Here is a 17995-nt window from a genome sequence, read left to right as displayed (position 1 = left end):
CAATGGGAACTTGGGCTGCGATATCGCGGCGGCAATGTCAGCATGAGGACGATGCGACCGGACGAGGTGAGGAGGGGATGTGAGCAGTGAACGACGCTGCCTTACGTGCGGCTGCCGGCTCAGCCGCTACAACCCTGACGACCGAGATCTCTGCGGGCCGTGCGCACGCCGAGCGCCAGTTCCGACGGCGCCCGAGCCGCCGTCCCTGCCTGCCGCCCTCTGGTCGGACGCCGAGATCCAAGGGGCCCTGCGGGGTATGGACTTCGGCCTGCTCTGCCGCCTTCTGCGCCAACGCACCGGAATGCGGCAGGATGATCTGGCACGTCGCGCGGGTCTCAGCCAGGGCTACCTGTCACAGCTTGAATCAGGTGCGCGCCACCTGACCCGGCTCGACAAGACGCAGAAGTTCTTGGACGCCTTGGGAGTCCCGGCCGGCCTATGGCCTGTCATCCAACCTCTCGCCGAGGCCGGGACCGCAGAACACGAACCGGACCTGCGCGTACTCGCCAGCGCTGCCGCTCAGACATCGCACGACTTCGTCGAGCTGATTTCGCCGAGCAACGTCAGCGCGGAGGTGCTGGAACGGTTCCATTTCTCGCTCGCGCGGATAGCGACCGATTACGTACACGCGCCGTTGTTCCCGCTCTTCACCGAACTCATTTCAGTACGGGACGAGTTGTTCGTTCTGCTCCAGGGACGTCAGCGTCCGCAGCAAACGCGCGAGCTGTTCATGCTGGCCGGTACGGCATGCCTGCTGCTCGCACACGCCTCGCAGAACCTGGGCGAATCGACGTCCGCGATGGCGCAGATCCGTACCGCCCGCATGTGCGCCGAACAGGCCGACCACACCGGCCTGCGCGCCTGGGCCGCCGGCACGGCCGCGCTGATCACCGAGTGGTCACCGCAGAACCGGATGGCCCTGAAGCTCACAGAACACGCGGCCCGCCTGGCTCCGGCCGGCGAGGCCCGTATCCGTATCGCTGCCATCGAAGCGCGCACGGCGGCCCGTATCGGGGACCGCCGACTGTCGCTCGCCGCGCTGGACCGAATGAAGCGCGCCCGGGAAGAGACTCCTGTACACGACGAGGTCGAACAGTTCGGAGGTCTCCTGACCTTCCCCACCGCCAAACAGAACTACTACATCGGCGGAGCCCTCACCCTCCTCGGCGACTACGACGAGGCGCACCACCACGCCACCGCCGCTATCACCGCCTACCGAAGCGGTCCAAGCGAGGAGCGCTCATACGGGGACGAGATCCTCGGCCAGATGGACCTCATCACGATCGGACTCCTACGCGGAGACTTCGACGAGGCAGCGACGGCCCTGGGCCATGTCCTCGATCTGCCTCCACAAAAGCGTATCCGCCAGCTCGGCAACGCCCTGAACCGCCTGGACAGCCTCACCAGCCGCCCCGAACTCAAGGGAAACAGGACGATCACCCAGCTCATGGCCTTGATCCGGGACTACCGGGTCATCGACTCAACAGCCGCGATACGGTCACAGCGATGACCGCCACCTCTCTCACACCTCAGAACGCGGCCCTGCGCGCCTGCGCGATCTGGGGACTCCACACACGCGACCTGACCCCGCTTCGCGCCCACGCGACCTCCGTCTACCTTCTCCCCCACACGGACGCCGTGGTCAGGGTCAGCAGAGCCGACCAGAGCACGGAGATACAACGCGCCGTCGATCTCACCCGCCTGCTGGCCAAACAGGGCCTCGCCGTCACCGAACCGCTCGACGTGCCGCAGCCCCTGGACATCGACGGCTTCGCCATCACCCTGTGGCAGCACTACCCCCAGCCGGACGGCCCGCCACCCGGCCCCGAACACCTCGGCCGGCTCCTCAAACAGCTCCATGCCCTCCCCACGCCACCCATCGACCTGCCCGCATACGAGCCCCACGTCTCCCTGCGCGCGGTCGTCTACTCCACCACCGCCCTCACACCCGCCGACCGCGACTGGATCCTCGGCCGATCCGACGAACTCCTCGACGCGTACGCCCACCTCGATTCCCCCCTCGGTCACGGCCTCATCCACGGCGACGCCTACCCCGGCAACACCCTCTGGGACGGCACCGCCGCCCGACTCAGCGACTGGGACGAAGCAGCCATCGGCCCCCGCGAGGTCGACCTAGCCAACACCTTCCAAGGCACCCGCTTCGGCCGCACCCCCGCCCAGCTCCGCGCCTTCTCCATCGCATACGGCCACGACCTCACCAACTGGCCGGGCCTCCCGGTACTCACCGGCCTCCGCGACCTCCACACCCTCGGCACCTTCATCCGCCGCACCGAAAACGGCGACACCGAGGCCGCCACCCAGCTCACCTTCCGGCTGAGCACCCTGAAACGCGACGACCACACGGCAAGCTGGGCCACCCACTGAGGGCTCGATTCCGCCGGCCCTCAGAGGGCGTTCTGCGAGAGTTCTCGTCCACACCAGGCAACTCGCCACTGAGCACCCCTTGGAACGGCTGGAGACCACCCGCGAGACCGTGCTGGAACTGGCCGCCGAGGACTGCACCCCACCGCCGCTGCGCCCTCAACCCTCTGTAGCTCAGTTCGCGCCGATGCCGAGCTACGCGCATAGTTCCTGTTCGCCAGAACCTCCCGGGGCAACGCCAAGCACGCGGTGAAGGTCCGCCGTCACGACGCGGTACGCGTTGCCGAGCCGCAGCACCTTTACGGGGTACTCGCCCCGCCTGGCCAACGCATAGCCAGTACTGCGGCCGATGGCGAGAGCGCGGTTGGCCGTATCGAGATCGATCGCGGCGGGAAGCCCCATCAGCTCGTCGCGAGCCATGCCGGACCGCTTACTGCCCACATCATGCGTAGCCATGATGGCCTCCACTCTGCACTAGTTACTTTGACAGCAGAACACCTATCACGATTGTTGCGGCAACCGTTTTTATCGTTGTAAATTGTCTTCATGACAAACGCTGACTGGTCGGCACAGCTCACTGCCCGCGTGGCGGATCAGATGCGCACAGCACGTAAGGCTGCCGGCCTCACGGTCGCGGAAGCCGCAGACGCGTGCGCCTCCCTGGGCCTGCCGGTGCCTCGAACGACGATCACCAACCTGGAGACCGGACGGCGCACCTCGCTCGATCTCGCCGAGTTCCTGGTCCTGGCGGAGGTGTTCGGCGTCCCACCAATCAGCCTGCTGTTCCCGCTGGGAACCAGCCCATCCGTCGCAGTGCTGCCGAACAGGGAAGCTTCTACTTGGGAGGCCGTGGCCTGGTTCACCGGCGAGTCTCCACTGGCGAAGTCCGCACCGGAAGGATCCGCCCGGCACACGCTGGATACCTTCAGGTCCCACAGCGACGCGGTGGCCGCCGCCCTCGCATCAACCCGGGCTGCGAAGGAACGCCGTCGAAAGGCGACCATCACGCTCGACGTCGGCCGTCGGCAGTCCCTACTGGATGCAGCGGCGTCCTACGAGCAGCTCGCCTTCGACGACTGCAGAGAGCTGGGGGAGTTCCGTACGGCGATGCGGCAACGCGGTCTCGTCCCGCCGGCACTCCCCCAGGACCTTGCCTTCATCGACGAGCCCGACCCCGAGGACGACGCGTGACGAGCACCACCACGACCGGCGGCACGACTACACGGCGCTGCTCCTGCCGTAACCCGGCGACGGGCAAGAACTACGGCAGGTCGTGCCCGAAGCTCTCCAACCGGCGCCATGGCACCTGGTCCGTACGTCACGAGCTGACGAACCGGCCCGACGGCACTCGCCGGGAGTTCCGCCGCAGCGGCTTCGAATCGTCGGCTGAGGCGAGCAAGGAGCTCAACAAAGTACGGGCACTTCTCGCGATCCCCGAGGAGGACGATCCCGCAGGCCATCTCGCGATCAGCGACATGTTGGAGACCTGCACCAAGAACAAGGAGCCCCTGCCGGACTACGACGAGACACGTCGGCGCCTCGCGGCAGGCCAGGCCCTCAACCCCAAGATGACGCTGGCCGAGTGGCTCGACCTCTGGCTGAGCGGCAAGAAGCGTCTGCGCGTAAGCGACTACAGGCGCTACGAATGCGACATACGCGTGCACCTCAAGCCCCATCTGGGCGAGATACGTCTCGACAAACTCAACGTGCCGCACCTGAACCGCATGTTCGACGCCATCAACGAGGCGAACATCGAGATACAGGAGCAGAACACCCAACGCCGTTCCGCGATCGAGGAACTGAACACCATCCCCTGGAAGGGCCTCGAAAACCGCGCCCGTCGTAAGTGGCTCAAGGCCGCGATCGCCGAGATGCCGGCCTTCCGCCGCACCACCAGCGTCAACACCCAGCACCACATCAGGGCGACCCTGCGGGCGGCGCTCAACGTCGCAATCGCTCAGCGCATCATCCCGAACTACAACGCGGCCGAACACGTCGAGTTGCTGCCCGGCACCAAACCCAAAGCATGCGTCTGGACCGACGAGCGGGTGGCCCGCTGGCGCGCGACCGGCGAGAAGCCTTCCCCTGTCATGGTCTGGACACCGGAACAGACCGGTACGTTCCTGGACCACATCGTCGGGCACCGGCTGGAGGTGATGTGGCGCCTGATCGCCTTCCGTGGCCTGCGCCGGGGTGAAGGCTGCGGTCCGCGCTGGACTGACTACTCCAAGAAGACCCGTTCACTGGAGATCGCCACCCAGCTCGTCCAGGACGGCTGGGAGATCCTCGAAGGACTCCCGAAGACCAGCAGCGGCATCCGGACCATCGCTCTCGACGCCGAAACGATCGAACTCACCGAAGCACACCGGCTCGTCCAGCAGCGAGAGAAGCTCAAATGGGGTGCGGCGTGGAAGAACACCGGCCGCATCTTCACCGAGGAGGACGGCTCCCTGCTCCACCCCGGAAAGATCTCCGACCTTTTCCAGCGCCTAGTTACCGAGGCAGGTCTCCCGCCCATCCGCCTGCATGACCTCCGCCACGGCGCCGCAACCCTCATGCTGGCCGCCGATATCGACATCAAGGTCGTCTCCGAAACCCTCGGGCACAGCGACACCCGCATCACCCGTGACATCTATCAGTCCGTCCTCGACGACCTCGCCCGCGCGGCAGCAGAGGCCGTGGTCAAACTCGTGCCTCGCGCTCCCAGCGCGATCCGCTCATTGATCGAACAGCGCGCCACACGGTCCGCCACTCCGGTCGGCAACTCACCCCGATGCAGCTGCGAATGCACCTGCGGCGCCACCCAGCAGGAAGTACACACGGCATAACGGAGCCGATCAAAACCTTCTCCGGTGGCTCTTTCCGCCAAGGCGGGCAGAGCCACCGGCGCCCCGTCCCAGCTGGCCCGATGCTCGCCGCACCCGCCCTGCCCGGCTGAGGGAGATGTCGATCCAGTCCGGGAAACAGACTCAACCGCCCACCCGGTTCAGTGCGGCTATCCGGCAGGTTGTTCACGGAGCCCCCGGGCCAGCGCAGCGTGGTAGCGCATGACCCTCACGATGCCGACGTCCACCTCGGCCTGGCCGTGGTCCTCGCCGCAGGGGCAGATGCTCCACCCGTCGCTGTCGACTCGGTCGGCCACCGCGTCCACCACCCCGGCCAGCTCGTCAAGCACTCCCACCGGGATCTCCGCTGCCCCATGCGCGTAGCGCTTCACAAGGGCGGCGCCAATCTCGGTGGCGAGGTCGAGGAGGTGCGCCGTTGCCGCGCCGTCGTTATTGACGCAGGCGTACTTGCCGGCCTGCGCTGCCGCCGTCACCAAGTGGCCCAGCGACTCGACGGGCGCGGCGATCACTCGATCATCCACCCGCACCGGGCGCACCGCGTGGGGGCCGGCGGCTCCCTGGTCATCATCGGTGGCCGCCCTCATGATGATCTCGGCGACGGCCTCCGGGGTCACCAGGTGAACGGCTTCCTCTTCGTCCATATTGACTCGCCGGGCCACGCCCTCAACCAAGTGGGCGGCCACGCCTCGCACCGCCGTCGGCGCCACCTCTTTGCCGTGGGTCAGCAGGACGGCACCCGCCTGCGTCACCAGTGTCTTGAACGGGACGGTGTCCATCAGCTTTGCCACAGCGCTCAGCCTACGAGGCGGCGTTGGAGCGTTTCCACAAAATCGACTTTTCCACAAGGAAACAGCCTTTCTCCGCACCGCGATCTCTCGCGCCCGCCCACGCGCACCCCCGTGCACCCGCCCTGCGCTGATGCGCTCCCCTCGCGCACCCCCTGGACGGGACGGCACGACCCAGGGCGTCGACACCGCCCCCGACATCGCCCCGCAGTACGAGAAAAGCCAGGTCAGAGGGCACCTGACCTGGCTTCCACCAGAGCCCCCTGTCGGATTCGAACCGACGACCTACGCATTACAAGTGCGTTGCTCTGGCCAACTGAGCTAAGGAGGCGTGCGCGAGCAGTGTAACCGGCGGTGGGGGGCGGGTGGCCAGGAATTTTGTTGGGCTGGGGTGCTGACAGATCTGTGAACGGGGGGTAACGTCACCTCCAGTTTCACCCAGGTGGACTAGACCCATCTTCCGCCGACGGTGGAAGAACCATTCCTTTACTCGGATCGTCCGGCACGTTCCTGCCGGTGAGGGGACACATCGCCATGGCTACCGTCTCGTTCGACAAGGCAACCCGCGTCTACCCGGGTTCCACGAAGCCCGCCGTTGATCAGCTTGAGCTGGATGTCGCGGACGGCGAGTTCCTCGTCCTCGTCGGTCCCTCCGGTTGTGGAAAGTCGACCTCCCTGCGCATGCTCGCGGGTCTTGAGGACGTCAACGGGGGCGCCATCCGGATCGGTGACCGTGATGTCACGCACCTGCCGCCGAAGGACCGGGACATCGCGATGGTGTTCCAGAACTACGCGCTGTACCCGCACATGACCGTCGCGGACAACATGGGCTTCGCGCTCAAGATCGCCGGCGTGAACAAGGCCGACATCCGCAAGAAGGTCGAGGAGGCCGGGAAGATCCTCGACCTCACCGAGTACCTGGACCGCAAGCCGAAGGCCCTCTCCGGTGGTCAGCGGCAGCGTGTCGCGATGGGGCGCGCCATCGTGCGTGAGCCGCAGGTGTTCCTCATGGACGAGCCGCTGTCGAACCTCGATGCAAAGCTCCGCGTCTCCACCCGTACGCAGATCGCCTCGCTCCAGCGCCGCCTCGGCATCACCACGGTGTACGTGACCCACGACCAGGTCGAGGCCATGACCATGGGTGACCGCGTCGCGGTCCTCAAGGACGGGCTGCTCCAGCAGGTGGACTCGCCGCGCAACATGTACGACCGTCCGAAGAACCTCTTCGTCGCCGGCTTCATCGGCTCCCCCGCCATGAACCTGGTCGAGGTGCCGATCACCGACGGCGGTGTGAAGTTCGGCAACAGCGTTGTGGCCGTTCCCCGCGAGGCGCTCTCCGCCGCGTCGGAGAAGGGCGACAAGACCGTGACGGTCGGTGTCCGCCCCGAGCACTTCGACCTCGTCGAAGGCGCCGAGGGCGCGCTCTCCAAGGACGCGCCGGCCGGGCTCGCCGTGACGGTCAACGTCGTCGAGGAGCTGGGTGCCGACGGTTACGTCTACGGCACCGCCGAGGTCGGCGGCGAGTCGAAGGAGATCGTGGTCCGCGTCAACGGCCGCGCCGTTCCCGACAAGGGCGCCACGCTGCACGTCGTGCCCCGCGCCGGCGAGACGCACGTCTTCTCCACCTCCACCGGCGAGCGCCTCAGCGACTGAGAGCACGCCGAGCGCCAAGCACAAAGCGCCAGGCGCCTTCCGTACGGCTGAACTCCGTACCCCTGACGCGCCCGTGCCGCATCCCGGCGCGAATTCGTCCGCACGGCCCCGCACTCCGGTGCGGGGCCGTCCGCGTTCATCGGCAAATGCCCCGGCACACACGCCATTTCGGCCCCTCCCCGTCAACACCCGATTCGAAAGCAAACATCGAACCGTCCCCCGGCCGGGTGACTAAATGTCGCCAATTCATCACTGGACGCTACGCTCGCCTCCGTGACCCACACTGCCCGCCGTATCGGCCGATCCCTCGCCTTCGTCCTGCCCGTCGTCCTGGTGCTCTCCGGGACCCTCGCGGTCGCCCGTGTTCCGTGGGCGACCAGCACCACGGAGTCGCAGGTCCTGACCGCTTCCTCGGACACCGCCTCGGCGCAGGCGAAGTCCCGTGCCCCGCAGGACGTTCTGCGGGAGAGGCTCCTCGTGGAGCTTCAGGAGAAGGACCCGGGCATCGCCCTCACCCACCTCCAGCGCGAGGTCGAGGAGCGCCCCTCGCTCGCGCAGCACTGCATGTCGATCGCCCGGGCCCTCGGCCGCGCCGCCGTGGACATCTACGGCCCCTCGCGCGCGCAGTCGTTCTCGCGGCCCGTCTGCGACACCGCGTTCGCGTACGGCGTCTCCCAGCAGGCCGCCGGGCGGTAAAGGCGGGAGGCGGCAGGCGGGTCGCGGCCCCCTGCGGCCCGCCGCGCCGCCCCGCCTATCGTTCACGGCATGCATACGTTTCCGACGCAGGCCGTGGTCCTCGCGGGTGGCCAGGGGTCGCGGCTGCGCCCGTACACCGATGACCGTCCCAAGCCGATGGTCGAGATTCCCGGTACGGGGACCCCGATCATCGGCCATCAGCTCGCCTGGCTCGCCGCGGAGGGCGTAACCGACGCCGTCATCTCGTGCGGGCATCTCGCCGAAGTCCTCCAGCAGTGGCTGGAGTCGGCCGATCTTCCGCTGCGTGTCACCACCGTGGTGGAGTCCGAGCCCCTGGGGCGCGGCGGCGGTCTCAAGCACGCGGCGACCGCGCTGCCCGATCCCGGACAGCCCTGGTACGCCACCAATGGCGACATCTGGACACGTTTCTCGCTCCGTGAGATGGCCGCGTTCCACTTCGAGCGCGACGCCACCGCCACGCTCGCCCTCGCCCGGCCGCGGATCCCCTGGGGGGCCGTCGAGACGGACGAGTTCGGCCATGTCCTCGACTTCATCGAGTCGCCCCCCTCGCCGTATCTGATCAACGCGGGCGTGTACGTCTTCTCCCCCGACTTCGTACGGCTGCTGCCCGACCGCGGGGACCACGAGCGCACCACCTTCCCCCGGCTGGCCCGTGAGCGCCGGCTGGCCGGCTTCCCGCTGCCCAACGGGGCGTACTGGCGGGCCATCGACACCGCGAAGGACCTCACGGAGGCCGCTCGGGAGCTGTCCGCCGGGCGTCACTGATCCGCAATCCACACGACGCGTAAACCCCTGCACGGACAAGCGTTGAGGGGCGGCCCACCCCTTCCGGGTGTGCCGCCCCTCAGCCGTTGATACGAGCAGCCTTCGGCCGCCAGGTTTACGTCAGCCGAGCAGCCCGCCGATCGGGTTCCGGTTTCCGCCGCCACCGCTGCCGCCGCCGCCCGACGACGAGCCGCCCGTCGTGGACCCTCCCTCGTCGGGGGCGCCGCCGCCGTCGCCCGTACCGCCGCCCGTGCTGCCGCCGCCTCCGCCGCCACCGCCCGTCGAGGTCGGGCCGCCCTGGCCGCCGGCCGGGGGCGCGGGCTGCTGTTCGGGCTGCTGCGGGGCCTGCTGGACCGTGCCCTGCGTCTGGCTGCTGGGCGGCTGCTGTTGCTGCGTCTGGCCCGTGGTGCTGCTCCCCGCGCCCGTGCTGGCGCCCACGGTCGCGCCGCCCGACTCGGATGCGGTCGCGCCGCCGGGCGCGGACTGCTGCGCCGAGGGGCTGCCCGAGCGCGTCGCCGACGGCTCGGACCGCGTACCGCCGGTGGGGCCGCCGCTGACGGGCGAGCCGGAGGCGCTGCCGCTGCTGCCGGGCCGCAGGGGCAGCGGCATGCCCGGCAGCTGGTTGACCGGATCCACGTTCGGGCCCGGTACGGTCACCATGTCGGCCGACCGTACGGCGCCGCCCAGGACCGAGCCGACCAGCAGCGTCAGCCCGATGATGACGGACGCGACGATCGCGCCCCGCCGCAGCACCCGCCGCCGCAGGTCCCAGATGTCGGAGCGCGGGCCGAGTGTGCGCCACGCCTCGCCCGCGAGCCGGCCGTCCACGGAGTAGACCGGGGCGCCCGCGATGATCAGCGGCGACCACGCGGCGAGGTAGATGATGTCCGGCGCGTCGTACGCCGGAACGGTCCGCCAGCTGACGGTGAGGAGCAGCGCCGCCGACAGCAGCGCCCCGAAGGAGGCCGCGACGCGCTGCCAGAGCCCGAAGACCGTCAGCACCCCCACAACGATCTGGAGGAAGGCGACGCTGAGGCCCGCGCCGACCGGGTGGGAGAGCGCGAAGTCCCGCAGCGGCTCCGCGAGCGCCCACGGCTGGAGCGAGGTCAGCCACTTGACCATGGAGCCGCGCTCGCCGCCGTCGAAGTAGACGGGGTCGCAGAGCTTGCCCATGCCCGCGTAGATGGAGATGAAGCCGAGGAAGACCCGGAGCGGGAGCAGCACCACGCCCAGGTTCATCCGGCGGCCGGGGTAGTACGCGTGCCGCACCGTGTCGTTGCCGTGGCGCTGGAGGCGGGCCCGCCCGGCGGCGTCGTCGCCGATCTCCACATCGTCGAGATCGCCGTCGAACCGGGCATCGTAGCCGTCGTCGTACGCGCCCTGGCCGGGCAGATCGTCGTACGCGCCGACGGCCTTGCGCATCGGCGGCAGCAGCGGAGGTACGGCGGCGCCGCCGCTCCCGGCCGGCCGGCGGCCGTCGGGGCCCGTGCCCTGCGGGCCGACGAGGGGCGTCGGCTGGGTGTGCTCGTCGTCGAGGAGGCCGGGCGGGCGGAGCTGGGGAATGACCTGGGTGGCGCCGGCACCCACGCCGCCGCCGGCCGCGCTGCCGGCGCCGACCGTACCGCCCGCGGCTCCCGCGCCGACCGGCACCAGCGGTGCGTTCCGTACCGCCTGGAGGAGGCCGCTCGCTCCTGGGTCGCCCGGCTCGGACCTGCCGCTCCAGACCACCGGGGCCCGGCGGCGCGCCGTTCTGGCGCCGCTCAGGGCGGGAATCCGCGCGGTGTCGGCCGCGCTGCGTGCAAAGCCTGGGCGCTGGGGCGACGCGAGCTTCACCCGGAAGCTGGCGTGGTTCACGATGACCTGCGCGGGATCGCAGTCCACCTTGAGCATGCTCAGCGGGGGCTGATCGTCGAACCCGGACCGGGGCGTTCTGGTGTCCACACTCATCTAACCGAGTGACTTGTCTTTAGGACACTGCCTTGACGCGGGTCGATGTCCGAGACCCGTCAAGATCATCCGGCAGGGCCGTTCGGGGGACCCGGAGAGGCCCCGCGGAACACCCGCCGAGGAGCGCCCCCGAGGCCCCCGCCTGCGCGCCTGTGCCTACCGCACCCGGTGCCGCGACGCCTCGTACAGCACCACACCCGCCGCGACGCCCGCGTTCAGCGACTCGGTGCCGCCCGGCATGGGGATCCGTACCCGGAAGTCGCAGGTCTCGCCGACCAGCCTCGACAGGCCCTTGCCCTCGCTGCCGACCACGATGACGACCGGGCCGCCGAGCTGTGTGAGGTCCCCGACCTCCGCCTCGCCGTCCGCCGCGAGCCCGACGATCGTCAGACCGGCCTTGCGGTACGCCTCCAGCGTGCGGGTGAGGTTCGTGCAGCGGGCGACCGGGGTACGGGCCGCCGCGCCGGCCGACGACTTCCACGCGCCCGCCGTCATTCCGGCGGCGCGCCGCTCCGGTACGACGACACCGTGGCCGCCGAAGGCCGCGACGGAGCGGACGACCGCGCCGAGGTTCCGCGGGTCCGTGACGCCGTCGAGCGCGACGATCAGCGGGTCCTCGCCGTCGTCGAAGGCGGCGGCGGCCAGGTCGTCCGGGTGCGCGTACTCGTACGCCGGGACCTGGAGGACGAGACCCTGGTGGTTCAGGCCGTTCGTCATCCGGTCCAGCTCCGGCTTGGGCGCCTCCATCAGATGGATGCCGCCGCGGTCGGCCGCGAGCTGGAGCGCCTCGCGCACACGCTCGTCGTTGTCGATGTACTGCTGTACGTAGAGCGTCGAGGCGGGCACGCCGTCGCGCAGCGCCTCGAAGACGGGGTTGCGGCCGACGACCATCTCGCTCGTGCCCTTGCCGCCGCGCCGGGCGACCTGGCGGCGCGCGGTCTGCTTGGCCTTGGCGTTGGCGGCGCGGTTCTGGACATGGCCCTTGCGCGCGGACGCGGGCGGCGTCGGGCCCTTGCCCTCCAGCCCGCGGCGACGCTTGCCACCGCTGCCGACCTGCGCGCCCTTCTTGTTGGACGTGCGGCGGTTCCTGCGCTGGCTGTTCCCGGCCATGACCTACCTGTTTCGTTGCTTCAGAAAGACATCACTCGTTCGCGTACGTGCTGTGCGAGAACGTCAAGTTTTATGTGTCAGCGTACGCAAGTGTGCCGCCCGGTCCCACCGGGCGGCACACAAGACCGGCTTGTCCCAGCTCAGCGCGGTCCGAGCGTCCAGCGGGGCCCCGCCGGACCGTCCTCGACGACCAGACCCGACTGGCTGAGCTGGTCGCGGATCGCGTCCGCCGTGCCCCAGTCCCGGCGGGCCCGCGCCGACTCGCGCTGTTCGAGGACGAGCCGTACGAGCGTGTCCACCACGCCGTGCAGATCCTCGCCGCGGTCGGCGCCACCGGTCCAGTGCGGGTCCAGCGGGTCGAGCCCGAGGACGCCGAGCATGGCCCGTACCTCCGCGAGCCGGGCGACGGCCGCTTCCTTGTCGTCGGCGGCGAGCGCGGAGTTGCCCTGGCGGACGGTGGTGTGGACGATCGCGAGCGCCTGCGGAACGCCTAGGTCGTCGTCCATCGCCTCCGCGAACGCGGGCGGCACCTCGCCCGCCGGTTCGACCACGCCGCCGGCCTTCTCCACGACGCGCTGTACGAAACCCTCGATCCGCGCGAACGCGGACTCGGCCTCGCGCAGGGACTCCTCGCTGTACTCGATCATCGAGCGGTAGTGCGGGGTGCCCAGGTAGTAGCGGAGCACGACGGGACGCCACTGCTTGAGCATCTCGGAGACCAGCACCGAGTTGCCGAGCGACTTGGCCATCTTCTCACCGCTCATGGTGACCCACGCGTTGTGCACCCAGTACTTCGCGAACTCGTCGCCGTACGCCTTGGCCTGCGCGATCTCGTTCTCGTGGTGCGGGAAGATCAGGTCGAGCCCGCCGCCGTGGATGTCGAAGGCGGTGCCCAGATACTTGTGGGCCATCGCCGAGCACTCCAGGTGCCAGCCGGGCCGGCCGCGCCCCCAGGGCGTCTCCCAGGACGGCTCGCCGGGTTTGGCGGCCTTCCACATGGCGAAGTCGCGCTGGTCGCGCTTGCCGGTCTCGCCGTCGCCGGAGGGCTGGCGCAGATCGTCCAGGTCCTGGTTGGACAGCTCCAGATAGCCGGGGAACGAGCGGACGTCGAAGTAGACGTTGCCGTCGGCCTCGTACGCGTGACCGCGCTCGATGAGACCGCGCATCATCTCGATCATCTCGGGGACGTGCCCGGTGGCGCGCGGCTCGTAGGTGGGCGGCAGGCAGCCGAGGGCGTCGTAGCCGGAGTTGAAGGCGCGCTCGTTCTCGTACCCGATGGACCACCACGGGCGGCCCTGCTCGGCGGACTTGGCGATGATCTTGTCGTCGATGTCCGTGACGTTGCGGATGAACGTCACGTCGTAGCCGCGGTACGCGAACCAGCGGCGCATGATGTCGAAGTTCAGTCCCGACCGGATATGGCCGATGTGCGGGGCGGCCTGCACGGTGGCGCCACACAGGTAGATCGAGACACAGCCCGGCGTGAGCGGGGTGAAGTCACGGATCTGCCGGGCGCCGGTGTCGTACAGCCGAATAGTCACGCGACAAGCGTAGTGCGCCCGGGGCAGTGCCCCGCGACCCTTTGGGGCACGGGGAGACCGAAGCGTGACAATTCTGGCCCGCGGGCGCCGCCGATAAGGCCGATACGGCCGTTTCGGGCGGTATCGGCCGTATCGGCCTTCGGCAGGGTCGCCGCTCAGATGTTGCCGACGACCTTGCGGGCGGAGATACGGACGACGACGCGCTCGCCGTCCTGGGCCGACGCCGGGTTGAAGTCCGCGTAGTCCTTGCCCGTGTACTTGTGCGACAGCTCGTTGATCAGCTCCTGGCCGCCCTCGGTGGCCAGCGTCGCGACGCCGCGGATCTCGGCGTACGTGTATGGGGAGTCGGCGGGCTGGACCAGGACCGTCACCCGCGGGTCGCGGGCCAGGTTCTGCTCCTTGCGGCGGCCGACCGTCGTCGAGACCAGCACATCATTCCCGTCCCGCTTCACCCATACGGGTGATACCTGCGGGCTGCCGTCGGGCTGGATGGTGGCGATGTTGACGAAGACGGGCTGGTCGAGAAGCGTCTTCAGGTCGTCGGAGAGAGCGACTGCCATGGGGTGGTGCCTCCTGAACGTACGAGTGACGAGTGACGAATACGGGACCGGGACGGGGGACGGGACCCGCGGTGTGGCGAGCGAGCGGCTTACGGAACGATGCTCCCTCAACCCACGCCCCCCGCGCCGCATTTCGCGCCCCCCGGCCCCGGCCTCAGCCCGTACGGACCACCAGCGCGGTCGCGATGGCCGCCAGCCCCTCGCCGCGCCCGGTGAACCCGAGCCCGTCCGAGGTGGCGGCGGAGACCGCGACGGGCGCGCCGACCGCCTCGGTCAGCACCCGCTGCGCCTCTTCCCTGCGCTTGCCGATCTTGGGCCGTACGCCGACGACCTGGACGGCGACATTGCCGATCGTGAAGCCCGCGTCCCGGACGATCCGCGCCGCCTCGGTCAGCAGGGTGATCCCGGACGCGCCGGACCACTGGGGCCGGCCGGTGCCGAAGTGGGCGCCGAGATCGCCGAGCCCGGCGGCGGAGAAGAGCGCGTTGCAGGCCGCGTGCGCGACCACGTCCGCGTCCGAGTGCCCGGCGAGTCCGGGCCCCTCGCCCTCCCAGAGCAGCCCCGCGCACCACAGCGCGCGGCCCTCCTCGAAGGCGTGGATGTCGGTGCCGATACCGACCTGCGGCAGCACGACGGCCGGCGCGGCCTGCACGGCCGCCGACGGCGTCAGGGGTACGTCAGAAGCCATCGTTGGCCCTCCTCCGGGCGAGTACCGCCTCGGCCAGCACCAGATCCAGCGGCCTGGTCACCTTGAACGCCTCCTCGTGGCCGGGCACGATCACCACCGGCGCGCCGAGCCGCTCGACCATTCCGGCGCAGTCCGTCGCCCCCTCCCCGACCGCCGCCACGGTCCCGTGGGCGCGCTGGAGGATCTCGCGGTCGAACCCCTGCGGGGTCTGTACGGCGCGCAGCAGCGAGCGCTCGGGCGTGGCGACGACCGGTTCGGGCTCGCCCTTCCCGCGCGGCTCGACCTCTTTGACGGTGTCCGCGAGCGGCAGCCCCGGTACGACGGCGGGGGCGCCGGCGTGGACGGCCTCGACGACCGCGTCCACGGTCTCGACGGGCACGAGCGGCCGGGCCGCGTCGTGCACCAGGACGGCGGTGATATCGCCGGGCAGGGCCTCGACCCCGCGCCGTACGGACTCCTGGCGGGTCTCGCCGCCGGGGACGACGAGATAGTCGGTCCGCTCGGGCAGGGCGTGTTCGTCCAGCAGGTTCTTCACCCCGGGCGCGCCGTCGGGCGGGGCGACCACGACGACCAGCGAGACGGCGCGTGAGGCCGCCATCGCGCGGACGGCGTGGATCAGCATCGGGGTGCCGCCCAGCGCGCGGAGCGCCTTGGGGGCACCGGGACCGAGCCGTACGCCCCGGCCCGCCGCGGGGATCACCGCGGCGGTGCGGTGGGGCCTGGCTTCCTCTGACATTCGCTTGTACTCCGGCAGGTTTGTTCCCTCGGCCGACATGGGTATGGCCTCAAGCGTGCCGGTCGCGACGCTTGACAGACACACGCTTGACAGGACCCTTCCGTCCCTTCCGTAACACCACATGCGTCGCGGCACGGAACGTGTACGGGCAGAAGTCCGCGCGTGTACGGGGAATGGCCATGGATTGTCGGGCGGGATGCGGATACACGGACATGCCGCAGCGCCCGGCGACACAGCCTTTTCCTGCTGGCTGGTCAGCGGGCACCACGGCATTGACTGCTGTACTGCGTCGCAGCTTGCGCTTGCACCACCGCGCTCGAATGCACCGCGTTCAGAGCATTCGGAACGCACGGTTCAGGACGCGAGGACCTCGTCGAGCAGAGCCTCGGCCTTGTCTTCGTTCGTGTTCTCCGCGAGGGCCAGCTCGCTGACGAGAATCTGCCGCGCCTTGGCGAGCATGCGCTTCTCACCTGCGGAGAGTCCACGCTCACGCTCTCGGCGCCACAGGTCACGCACCACTTCAGCGACCTTGATGACGTCGCCGGAGGCGAGCTTCTCGAGATTTGCCTTGTAGCGGCGGGACCAGTTCGTGGGCTCCTCCGCGTACGGCGCCCTGAGCACCTCGAAGACCCGGTCCAGCCCGTCCTGACCAACCACATCGCGCACGCCGACGAACTCCGCATTGTCCGCCGGTACACGCACCGTCAAGTCGCCCTGGGCGACCTTGAGCACCAAGTAGGTCTTGTCCACGCCTTTGATCTGGCGAGTTTCGATGGCCTCGATCAGCGCGGCCCCGTGATGGGGATAGACCACGGTGTCGCCAACCTTGAACGTCATGTGACAGGTACCCCTTCCGTGGCTATCCAGGATAACACGAGAATGACCGCTTCTGAATGGCGTTTTCGCAGGTCAGGGCGTATCTCGGGGCTTGACAACAGCGCCGGGATCGTGCTGCGGACGGCTTCCGGAAGGGGGTATTCGCAGGTCGGAGCGGCTGCGCGGGGGCCGGGAAACGCGCCCGTTACGAAGCGCGCGAGACCCTCCAGAGAGGATGAACGTCCCGATTTGCCGGGTTCTGAAGGTCGAAGTTCCCCACACATGTTCGACGGCTGACCGTCCGTACGAACGGAAGGGTGACGGAAGTACAGCAGAAGTGCGAGAGATTCTGAATTTGATCACCGCGACACGCACCACGCTATTCGTAAGGAATCCAAGGCCGCCACCGGAAATTGATCACTCGCTTTATACGAACGGCCCCGAACGGCGGCGAACGGCGCGAAACGGTGACCGGCGACGGCTGAGACGGCGACCGGCGACGGCGCGGAGCGTCGTACTGGATCACCGGCGGGGAGTCGCTCAGAGGCGGGTCGGGTGCGGGACGGCGAGGGCGGCTCGGTAACCTGAGGGCCGCTGACGGCACCTTTATCCGTATCCGAGGTTCGCAGCGTGTCCTGAGCCCCTCCGTCCGTACGTCCTAGGAGTTGCCGCCGCCGTGAGCCGCAGCCTTCGACGCGGCGCCCTCGCCGCTACCGCCCTCGTGTTGTCGCTCGCCCCGCTCACCGCGTGCGGTGCCGGCAACAACGCTCAGACGCTCGGCGTCAAGCCGGACAGCGCCGCCACCTCGGTCGGCGACATCAAGATCCAGAACGCGACGGTCGTCACCCAGCCGACGGCCGGGGCCGACGGTCCGGCGGTCGTCACCGGCATGCTCTTCAACAGCGGTCAGAAGGACCAGACCCTCGACTCCATCACGCTGCCGGACGCCGGCGTCACGGTGAAGCTCACCCCCGCCAAGGGTTCGGGCCCGATCACCGTGCCCGCGCTCGGCTCGGTCCAGCTCGGCGGCGCGGGCAATGCCTCCGCCGTGATCGCGAAGGGCCGCGAGGCGGGGAAGGACGGCGACGTCCAGAAGGTCGTGTTCTCGTTCAGCGAGACGGGCGAGGTCTCCCTGGGCGCCCTGGTCTACCCGGCGCGCAGCTACTTCGAGGGCGTCGGCCCGAGCGCCCTGCCGACCCCGACGGCGACCACGAGCCCTTCGGCGACGAAGTCGCCCGAGGCCGGAAGCGGCGACACGTCGGAGACGAGCACGGACGCGAACGCGGGCTCGTCAGGCGCGGACGCGAACGCGGACGAGGAGTCCGTACCGGCCGGCGACACGGCGACGTCCACCGCGAGCCTGACGCACTGACCAGCGCCATTGCCGGACGTCAGCAACGCCTTTGGGGCGGGAACCCGATCACCGGTTCCCGCCCTGCGCGCGTTCTG

Annotated in this window: 17 protein-coding genes and 1 tRNA gene; 8 read left to right on the top strand and 10 right to left on the bottom strand. The window is 69.4% G+C overall.

Annotation, left to right across the window (positions count from 1 at the left end):
• Positions 1–256 precede the first annotated feature (256 nt).
• Both DVK44_RS18875 and DVK44_RS18870 read left to right on the top strand, forming a co-directional pair.
• Positions 257–1510 carry a helix-turn-helix domain-containing protein gene (locus DVK44_RS18875; protein WP_228447247.1) on the top strand — a complete coding sequence of 418 codons (1254 nt, stop codon included), beginning with the start codon at positions 257–259 and terminating at the stop codon, positions 1508–1510.
• On the top strand, positions 1507–2385 hold the full coding sequence (locus DVK44_RS18870) for an aminoglycoside phosphotransferase family protein (RefSeq protein ID WP_114660704.1): 879 nt from the start codon (positions 1507–1509) through the stop codon (positions 2383–2385). Before DVK44_RS18875 ends, DVK44_RS18870 begins: the two co-directional genes overlap by 4 nt.
• Positions 2386–2577: 192 nt before the next feature.
• Here the strand turns inward: DVK44_RS18870 and DVK44_RS18865 are convergent, their stop codons facing one another.
• On the bottom strand, positions 2578–2838 hold the full coding sequence (locus DVK44_RS18865) for an integrase (RefSeq protein WP_114665265.1): 261 nt from the start codon (positions 2836–2838) through the stop codon (positions 2578–2580).
• A 90-nt stretch (positions 2839–2928) separates the two neighbouring features.
• Between DVK44_RS18865 and DVK44_RS18860 the strand changes: the two genes are divergently transcribed.
• On the top strand, positions 2929–3573 hold the full coding sequence (locus DVK44_RS18860; RefSeq protein ID WP_114660703.1) for a helix-turn-helix transcriptional regulator: 645 nt from the start codon (positions 2929–2931) through the stop codon (positions 3571–3573).
• Positions 3570–5210 carry a site-specific integrase gene (locus DVK44_RS18855; protein WP_114660702.1) on the top strand — a complete coding sequence of 547 codons (1641 nt, stop codon included), beginning with the start codon at positions 3570–3572 and terminating at the stop codon, positions 5208–5210. Before DVK44_RS18860 ends, DVK44_RS18855 begins: the two co-directional genes overlap by 4 nt.
• A gap of 167 nt (positions 5211–5377) precedes the next feature.
• Here DVK44_RS18855 and DVK44_RS18850 read toward each other — a convergent pair whose 3' ends face one another.
• The gene (locus DVK44_RS18850) at positions 5378–6016 is read right to left on the bottom strand and encodes a hypothetical protein (protein ID WP_114660701.1); all 639 of its coding nucleotides are present in this window, start codon (positions 6014–6016) and stop codon (positions 5378–5380) included.
• A 254-nt stretch (positions 6017–6270) separates the two neighbouring features.
• Positions 6271–6344: transfer RNA gene (locus tag DVK44_RS18845), tRNA-Thr, on the bottom strand.
• A gap of 203 nt (positions 6345–6547) precedes the next feature.
• Here DVK44_RS18845 and DVK44_RS18840 point away from each other — a divergent pair.
• From DVK44_RS18840 to DVK44_RS18830, 3 genes are all read left to right on the top strand, one after another.
• Positions 6548–7666 carry an ABC transporter ATP-binding protein gene (locus DVK44_RS18840; protein ID WP_114660700.1) on the top strand — a complete coding sequence of 373 codons (1119 nt, stop codon included), beginning with the start codon at positions 6548–6550 and terminating at the stop codon, positions 7664–7666.
• 273 nt (positions 7667–7939) lie between these two features.
• Complete coding sequence (locus DVK44_RS18835) at positions 7940–8362, top strand: hypothetical protein (RefSeq protein WP_114660699.1); 423 nt, start codon at positions 7940–7942, stop codon at positions 8360–8362.
• 69 nt (positions 8363–8431) lie between these two features.
• Entirely contained in the window at positions 8432–9148 is a 717-nt protein-coding gene (locus DVK44_RS18830) for a nucleotidyltransferase family protein (protein WP_114660698.1), read from the top strand.
• 120 nt (positions 9149–9268) lie between these two features.
• Here DVK44_RS18830 and DVK44_RS18825 read toward each other — a convergent pair whose 3' ends face one another.
• The 7 genes from DVK44_RS18825 to DVK44_RS18795 all read right to left on the bottom strand — a co-directional run bounded on the left by DVK44_RS18825 (position 9269) and on the right by DVK44_RS18795 (position 16567).
• Positions 9269–11095, bottom strand: a complete 1827-nt coding sequence (locus DVK44_RS18825) for a DoxX family protein (RefSeq protein ID WP_181957486.1) — start codon at positions 11093–11095, stop codon at positions 9269–9271.
• 156 nt (positions 11096–11251) lie between these two features.
• On the bottom strand, positions 11252–12205 hold the full coding sequence (gene rlmB / locus DVK44_RS18820; protein ID WP_114660697.1) for a 23S rRNA (guanosine(2251)-2'-O)-methyltransferase RlmB: 954 nt from the start codon (positions 12203–12205) through the stop codon (positions 11252–11254).
• Positions 12206–12345: 140 nt separating this feature from the next.
• Positions 12346–13746: a cysteine--tRNA ligase gene (gene cysS / locus DVK44_RS18815; protein ID WP_114660696.1), complete on the bottom strand. Its 1401-nt coding sequence runs from the start codon at positions 13744–13746 to the stop codon at positions 12346–12348.
• A gap of 155 nt (positions 13747–13901) precedes the next feature.
• Positions 13902–14306, bottom strand: coding sequence for a PPOX class F420-dependent oxidoreductase (locus DVK44_RS18810; RefSeq protein WP_114660695.1), 405 nt, complete (start codon positions 14304–14306; stop codon positions 13902–13904).
• Positions 14307–14460: 154 nt separating this feature from the next.
• Positions 14461–14994, bottom strand: a complete 534-nt coding sequence (gene ispF / locus DVK44_RS18805; protein WP_114660694.1) for a 2-C-methyl-D-erythritol 2,4-cyclodiphosphate synthase — start codon at positions 14992–14994, stop codon at positions 14461–14463.
• Positions 14984–15730, bottom strand: a complete 747-nt coding sequence (gene ispD / locus DVK44_RS18800) for a 2-C-methyl-D-erythritol 4-phosphate cytidylyltransferase (RefSeq protein ID WP_114660693.1) — start codon at positions 15728–15730, stop codon at positions 14984–14986. Before ispD ends, ispF begins: the two co-directional genes overlap by 11 nt.
• Before the next feature lie 354 nt (positions 15731–16084).
• A complete protein-coding gene (locus DVK44_RS18795; RefSeq protein ID WP_003953493.1) occupies positions 16085–16567 on the bottom strand; it encodes a CarD family transcriptional regulator in 483 nt (160 codons plus the stop codon).
• A 655-nt stretch (positions 16568–17222) separates the two neighbouring features.
• Here DVK44_RS18795 and DVK44_RS18785 point away from each other — a divergent pair.
• On the top strand, positions 17223–17918 hold the full coding sequence (locus DVK44_RS18785; RefSeq protein ID WP_114660692.1) for a DUF461 domain-containing protein: 696 nt from the start codon (positions 17223–17225) through the stop codon (positions 17916–17918).
• Positions 17919–17995 lie beyond the last annotated feature (77 nt).

The organism is Streptomyces paludis (assembly GCF_003344965.1).
In the GTDB taxonomy this organism is placed as follows: Bacteria; Actinomycetota; Actinomycetes; order Streptomycetales; family Streptomycetaceae; genus Streptomyces; species Streptomyces paludis.
The sequence above is the reverse complement of the archived record's forward strand: the minus strand, read 5'-3'. Positions and strand labels throughout refer to the sequence as shown.